Origin of the sequence: Streptomyces swartbergensis (assembly GCF_002148965.1) — a bacterium.
Classification (GTDB): Bacteria; Actinomycetota; Actinomycetes; order Streptomycetales; family Streptomycetaceae; genus Streptomyces; species Streptomyces swartbergensis.
On the sequence record NZ_NGFN01000433.1, the window covers coordinates 1 to 6568 of the forward strand.

Consider the following 6568-nt stretch of genomic DNA (forward strand, 5'->3'; position numbering starts at 1 on the left):
GGCCCACCCCACGCCACGACGTGCACACAGTCCGCAAATCAGGCACTGCGAAACAACGAACCAAGAAGACAACGACCCCACGACCCCGCCGCACAGGTTAAAGATCAAGTTAGTAGCTCCGCTACGAGGGCTCTCCGGCGCCTTGCAATGCACGGCACCAGACCACGCGACCTCGCCGGGCGCTCATACTGCAAGGACCCCTTACTCCTGCCCCGACTTCGGGGATGCGAGGGCCGCAGCGCCAGCCTCGCGATCACGAGCGACGACCCTTTACCGGGAAAGGCTCATTGGGGCGCGGGCAGCTCGTCCTCCGTCCAGCACAACGTTCGGGGAAGGTCCGGATGGGCGTCCGTGGCCTCCCACTCCTCATCACCCGGCAGTATTGCGATCCAAGGGCGCGGCGAGGCGAGTAGGTTCCCGATGAAATCGAGAACCGACGACAAAGTTTCCCCGGGAAGTTGCGCGTCGGACGAGTAGGGGCTCTCGATGTCCCACGAGCCCAGCTTTCCCGTTCTGGTGTCAACGAGGAGCATGTTGCTACTCAGAGCGGCTATGGGCACGATGAAGGGTTTATCGGTTTCGCGCAGGTTGCTGTCGTCCGTCATGGCGAAACGTAGCCATGATGCGCGCTTCTTAAGAATGTCTTCGGTGCCGAGCAGCGTGAAGCCGGGAGGGATGATCGTGGTGGTGCCGGAGCCGTCGTGGCAGAGCAAGGAACGTTCCACGTCCTCCGGTAGGCGTACCCCGAGCTGATCATGAAGTTGTTGGATGCCCGAGGGAGTGCACGGCCCTGGCAAAGCAGGTTCGTCCGGTGCATGCCGGACTATCCACTGTTCGATCTTCTCCCAGGACTCTTCAACCGACATGTTCCGCTCCTTCGTTGTCGCAGCCGGTGTGTTGGACCAAGCGTGTGATGACGGTAATGGTCCCAATGCCGCGGCCTCGGGTTGTGCGTTGGGCGGGGTATGGGAGCTCGGAGTGAGGAGACCCGATCGTTCGGGCGGAACGACCAGTACCTCGTCGTCCGTACAGCAACTCAGCGGGGCCGGGCTGCGATGGTCATCTGCTCAGTGGTGACGGTTGTCGCCGCTGTGATGCTGGCGGTTGCGGACCGGTTCCCCTGAGAGATGGAGGCGGTGAAGTGGCGATTGAAAGGACGCGGTGATCATGAGTGACCTGGGACGGTTTGGCGTACCTGTGACGGAAGGCCCATTCGGCGGCTGCCAGGTGCTGCGCGAGCAACTTGTGGGGGTGATCGGTTCGATTCGCTCCCATGCGGCGATGATGCACGGTCTGGCCTTTGATGGGGTGAGCGCCCCACCGGTCTCCGGAAAGCCCGACAGCCGTGACCTCCTTGGCGGGGAAGAGCGCTCGCCCTCGCAGTGAAGGGCCAGGCCGTTTCGTCTATCGCCCTGGGCGCGGCGGTGCCATGCGGCTGCACCCACGACTGTCTCTGGACAGCGACCTGTTCGGGTTGGCGCCTGTGAAGCCGCTTCCTGTCGCTGCTGAGGAGCGCCTTAGGTGATGCCGTCGGGCATCGGGCCTGTGGCCCGAGGTTCAACGGCGCGGGACGAAGGTACCCGGTCGGCACGGTGGCCGATGCCGGATCTACGGCGACGGGTGGACCACTGGTCCCGGCGCGTTTCCCTAGCGGCTGCCGTCAGGTCGGTATAGCGTTGTGGAGAGTAGTCGTGGTTCCGAATTCCCGTTCGCCCGTGATCGAATCACGGGCGTTCTTGCTGTTCAGCACCTCTCCGGACCAGGGCGATCACCTCCCGGGCACGCAAGGTGCGGGCCCGGTTTCCCTCGAAGGAGACCATCATGGCCAAGGGCACTGTCAAGTGGTTCAACAGCGAGAAGGGCTTCGGCTTCATCGAGCAGGAGGGTGGCGGCCCTGACGTCTTCGCCCACTACTCCAACATCGCCAGCCAGGGGTATCGCGAGCTGCACGAGGGCCAGAAGGTCGAGTTCGACGTCACCCAGGGCCAGAAGGGCCCGCAGGCGGAGAACATCCGGCCCGCCTGACCGCACCCCCGTCCCGATGATGCCCGGCGTCCGCACCCGGAACGCCGGGCATTGGCGCCTCAGCGGCGTGGCAGGCAACCGGTCGGGTGCTGGCATGCAATCGCGCGAACAGTGAGCGCCTCGGCCTGCCGTGGGGTGTCGCTCAGCGCATATACCCGCCCTGGACGTGGCTCCCGCGTCGTTGGGCTCCTCAGCCGGGCAGCGCGGGGGCGACAGTCCGGGGCTTTGAGCGGCGTACTGTCCGTCGCACCTTGCTCACAGGTTGTGGACAGTGCGCGAAGCCCAGGGCGCGCGTGCCGAGAGATCACTGTTCAGATGCCGGCGCGGGCTCCGACTCGTCGTCTCGGGGGGCGGAGGTCTGCGGTCGGCCGAAGAGCAGGTCATAGCCTGGGGGCAACTGCAGGAGGACTCTGTTCGTCAGGTCTTCGCCTGCGGTATCGGCCGTAACGCTGAGCACTGCGCTGACGTCCCAGGTCGCTGTCTTCTCGGTGGCTCCCTCGATCCATGCCGCTGTGGCCCGGACGAACCGCTCCGGCGACAGCGGTTCGTGCGCCTGGAGCGGGTTGAGCAGCACCATGGCAAAGGTTTCAGGGAGCTGGGCTGCCAGCTCGGCACGTGTCTCCCCCACCAGGTGTGCGCCCAGGAGGGCGAGCACGACTCGGGCGGCTCGCTCAGCCTCCTGCGGTGTGCTGTATTCACCCCGCTCCTGGACGGCCGCCAGGAACTCGTCCCATTGCATGCGCATGGTGTTCCTCCCTGGTCGATGCCAGGCCGACCTGCGTTGCGGCGGCCCGGGCCGTTGCTCGGCGGCGGCGCCGCCACCATGGTCAGCCGGGCTGATCTGCTTACATGCCGAGTCCCTGCCTCTGCGTCATCCGATACCGCCTCGCAGGCGGGCCTCACTCTGTTTGTACCACTCAGCCTTTGGGATTACGGCTACTGGCGGTTGGGTGCCGCCGGAGACCGGCATCCGTATGAGTCGACAAGAGGTCTTCGACCGGGTCGACTGAGCGTCTCAGTCAGCGCGAGGGGCAATCCCTATGTCCGGAGTGCAGGACGCCCGGTCCTGGCAGGGTGGGGGCCTGTCAGGTGTCGGTGCGCCGGTGGCGCTGGTAGTGGCGGGCGGAGCGGGCTCGGTTGCCGCAGGCTGCGGAGCACCATTCCCTTCGAGGGTGGTCCTTGAGGAAGTACAGGACGCATCCCGGGGCCAGGCAGGCGCGCAGCCGGCGGCGGGCGTCCTGGCTGAAGAGCTCGATTGATTCTTCAGCGATGGCGGAGGCGGCGGCGGAGGCCGCCTGGCCGCTGGTGCGGGTGTGGCGTGAGGGTGCCTGGCCGGGCGTCCAGGACAGCGCCGACCAGTGAGGTGTGTCGCCGGCGGCCTTGTTGAGCACGGTGACGGCTGCCTGCAGATCGCGGGTGCGGGACGCGGCTGCGGGGCGCGGGTCCTGGACGGCCTCGGCGGCCAGCCGGCGCAGAGCGTCACGCAGGCTGATCAGCCGGTCGCCGAGGCGGTCGAGGTCAGCGGCGGTGAGGGCGTCGAGGTCGTCCGGCGTCATCAAGTCGACGCGGGGGGAGACGGCGTGCAGCCAGGACCTCGTGCCGTCCGGGTCACGCAGCGCGTCGTGCACGCCGTCCCGGTCGGCCCAGATGGTGTTCATCAACTCCACCGGGAGCGGCTCGTCCAGCAGCGGGGCGTTCGTGGTCATGCCATCGAGGCTATCGCAGTTCTAATGGTTGCAGTCGCATCCATCCGTTGACATGGGAGCAGGTGCGTGTCATGGTTCCTCTAATGGTTGAAGGCGTACACAAGCGTCAGAAACAAAGTGATGAAGGAGTGCTCCTTTCATGACCGGTTTCGCCCCCGTCGAGCCCGCCACCGCGACCGGCAAGGCCGCCGAGCTGCTGGCCGACGTGCACAAGACTCTCGGCCTGACGCCGAACATGACCAAGGTGATGGCCAACAGCCCCGCGCTGCTCACGGGCTACCTGGCTCTGTCGGGTGCGCTGGCCGGCGGCGTGCTGACCGCCCCGGTCCGTGAGCGTCTCGCGCTGGCCACCGCCGAGTACAACGGCTGCGAGTACTGCCTGTCGGCCCACACCTACATCGGTGCGAACATCGCCAAGATCGACGCTGTCGAGCTGGAGGCGGCCCGGGACGCCAAGGCATCCGACCCGCACACCCAGGCGCTGCTGACCCTGTCCGACGCCATCGCCCGCGGCCACGGCCAGGTCGACGACGCCGCTGTGCAGGACGCGCGTGACGCCGGCGCCACCGACGCCGAGATCGGCGAGGTCGTCGGCCACCTGGCCCTGAACGTCCTGACCAACTACTTCAACCTCCTCGCCAAGGTCGACAACGACTGGCCCGTGGTCACCCCGCGCATCGCGGCCTGAACCGCGCCCGTCCCGCGGCCCGTCCTCATACCCCCAGCCGGGGTCGGGCCGACGGCCACCCACTCGCCCGCCCCTCAGCGCTCCACGGCAGCACCTGGGAGGAAGAACGATGACCGACCCGGTACACACCACCACTGCGGAGTTCCACGAAGGTGAGCTGGCGGTGCAGCGTCATGCGGGCGTGGCCAGGGACGCAGCTCGGCTCTCCGGCATGCTGGCCCCCGCCCAGCTGCGGGGCGGCGTGATGCGATTCCTGGCGGAGAGGACCTTCGCGGCGATCACCGCCCGCGACGCGACCGGCGTGCTGTGGATCTCCCCGCTCACCGGTCCGCCCGGGTTTCTCCGCGTCACCTCGCCGACGGCCCTCGATGTGCGAACGCTGCCCGCCGAGGGCGACCCGCTTCATCAACTGGCGACGGATCAGCCGGTGGGGCTGATCGTGATCGAGTTCGCCGCCCGCCGTCGCCTGCGGATCAACGGCACTCTGTCCCGCACCGGGAGCGGCGGGCTGCACATCGACGTGGAGCAGGCGTACGGCAACTGCCCGCAGTACATCCAGCGCCGCCACCTCGAACCCGCACCCGTCGCCCCCTCCGGCGCGGAGCCGGTGCGGCACGGCATCACCCTCACGCAGGACGACATCGACCTGATCCGCCGCTCCGACACCTTCCTGATCGGCACCACCCATCCCGCCCGCGGCAACGACGCCTCCCACCGCGGCGGGCCCCCCGGATTCGTCCGCGCCGAGGACGGAAGGCTGTGGTGGCCCGACTACTGGGGCAACAACATGTTCAACACACTCGGCAACCTCGAGGCCAACCCCGCGGCCGCTCTGCTCTTCTGCGACTTCACCACCGGCCGCACCCTGCACCTGTCCGGCCGGGCTGCCCTGGAATGGACCCGGCCGGGCACCCCCGGCGACGACGACCGCACCGGCCGCCGCGTCCATTTCACCCCCCAGCGGCTGGTGGCCGGCCGGCTGTTGCCGCTGCAAGCCGACACCGTCACCGCCGCCCCCGACAACCCGCCGCTGACCGACCAGCCATCCGAACAGTGAGTGAAGGACAGCTCTCCCATGCCCGACGCGCGCCCGCCCTTTCCGCCGTTCGATCTCGACAGCGCCCAGGCCAAGGTCCAAGCCGCCGAAGACGCCTGGAACACCCGCGACCCGCACCGGGTCGCCCTCGCCTACACCGAGGACTCCGCCTGGCGTAACCGGGACGTGTTCCTCACCGGCCGCGACAAGATCGTCGAGTTCCTCACCACCAAGTGGGAGCGCGAACTCGACTACGTCCTGCGCAAGAGCCTGTGGGGCTTCCGCGAGAACCGCCTGGCTGTCCGATTCCAGTACGAGTGGCACAACGCCGAAGGCCAGTGGTTCCGCTCCTACGGCAACGAACTGTGGGAGTTCGCCGACAACGGCCTGATGCGCCGTCGCGAGGCCAGCATCAACGACCTGCCCATCAGCGAGGCCGACCGCCGCTACCTCGGCCCCCGCTCCGAAGCCGAGCGCAGCCCCGGACACAACCTTCCCCTCGCCTGAACCACCGCACGGCCCCCGGGCCGGCGTCAGCCTCAGCCCTCGTACGTCACTGCGGTTCTCCCTCTTCCCGCATCGGCGCGTTCGTAGGTCTTTCCCTGGAGTGGGAGGGGCGTGACTTTCTCAGGCGCGTCATGCGGCGGTGGCTGCGCCAGACGGACTCCTGGCTGCTGTAGAGGGCCGCGGTACGGCAACGGTGTGTGCCGTCCCGGTGCCCGCGCCGTTTGGCGGGCGCATCCCGGGTCACCTGGGCGACCAGATCGGGCGCGTCGCCCTTCGGGACATGGTCACAGCCGGGCAGCGGTATCAGCCAGGCTGCGGAGATCATGCCCAGGCGGCGCGGGTGACCTGGCCTCCCTCTCGAAGGCGGATCTACAGCGGGTCGGCGACGCGGGGATTCCTGGCCGGCGGAAGAGACCCGTGATCAGCTCATCAACGTGTACCTGGTGCCGGGGCTACGGGGCGATCTCCTCCAGCAGTTGCGGGCCGTTGTTGCGGACGTCGTTGACGGTGGTGGGGACCGGGCGGGCGTTCAGGTGGCCGCCTGCGGGCGGGGTGAGCAATGTGCGCAGTTGGTCGGGGTCCTCGTGGCGGGGATCTAGCCAGGCG

Annotated in this window: 8 protein-coding genes; 5 read left to right on the forward strand and 3 right to left on the reverse strand. The window is 68.0% G+C overall.

The window, feature by feature from the left end; translation table 11 throughout:
* Positions 1–284 precede the first annotated feature (284 nt).
* Entirely contained in the window at positions 285–866 is a 582-nt protein-coding gene (locus CA983_RS39015; protein WP_086605442.1) for an SMI1/KNR4 family protein, read from the reverse strand.
* 301 nt (positions 867–1167) lie between these two features.
* Here CA983_RS39015 and CA983_RS39020 point away from each other — a divergent pair, with 301 nt between their 5' ends.
* Positions 1168–1386, forward strand: a complete 219-nt coding sequence (locus tag CA983_RS39020) for a hypothetical protein (protein ID WP_143645697.1) — start codon at positions 1168–1170, stop codon at positions 1384–1386.
* 435 nt (positions 1387–1821) lie between these two features.
* The gene (locus CA983_RS39025) at positions 1822–2025 is read left to right on the forward strand and encodes a cold-shock protein (protein WP_086605444.1); all 204 of its coding nucleotides are present in this window, start codon (positions 1822–1824) and stop codon (positions 2023–2025) included.
* A 304-nt stretch (positions 2026–2329) separates the two neighbouring features.
* Here CA983_RS39025 and CA983_RS39030 read toward each other — a convergent pair whose 3' ends face one another.
* Positions 2330–2770 carry a DUF2267 domain-containing protein gene (locus CA983_RS39030; protein ID WP_086605445.1) on the reverse strand — a complete coding sequence of 147 codons (441 nt, stop codon included), beginning with the start codon at positions 2768–2770 and terminating at the stop codon, positions 2330–2332.
* A gap of 340 nt (positions 2771–3110) precedes the next feature.
* The gene (locus CA983_RS39035; RefSeq protein ID WP_086605446.1) at positions 3111–3731 is read right to left on the reverse strand and encodes a CGNR zinc finger domain-containing protein; all 621 of its coding nucleotides are present in this window, start codon (positions 3729–3731) and stop codon (positions 3111–3113) included.
* 139 nt (positions 3732–3870) lie between these two features.
* On the opposite strand from CA983_RS39035, the gene CA983_RS39040 reads away from it, so the two are divergent.
* The 3 genes from CA983_RS39040 (at position 3871) to CA983_RS39050 (ending at position 5962) form a co-directional block, all read left to right on the forward strand.
* Positions 3871–4419, forward strand: a complete 549-nt coding sequence (locus CA983_RS39040; RefSeq protein ID WP_086605447.1) for a carboxymuconolactone decarboxylase family protein — start codon at positions 3871–3873, stop codon at positions 4417–4419.
* A 109-nt stretch (positions 4420–4528) separates the two neighbouring features.
* On the forward strand, positions 4529–5476 hold the full coding sequence (locus tag CA983_RS39045; RefSeq protein WP_086605448.1) for a pyridoxamine 5'-phosphate oxidase family protein: 948 nt from the start codon (positions 4529–4531) through the stop codon (positions 5474–5476).
* An 18-nt stretch (positions 5477–5494) separates the two neighbouring features.
* Complete coding sequence (locus tag CA983_RS39050) at positions 5495–5962, forward strand: nuclear transport factor 2 family protein (RefSeq protein ID WP_086605449.1); 468 nt, start codon at positions 5495–5497, stop codon at positions 5960–5962.
* Positions 5963–6568 lie beyond the last annotated feature (606 nt).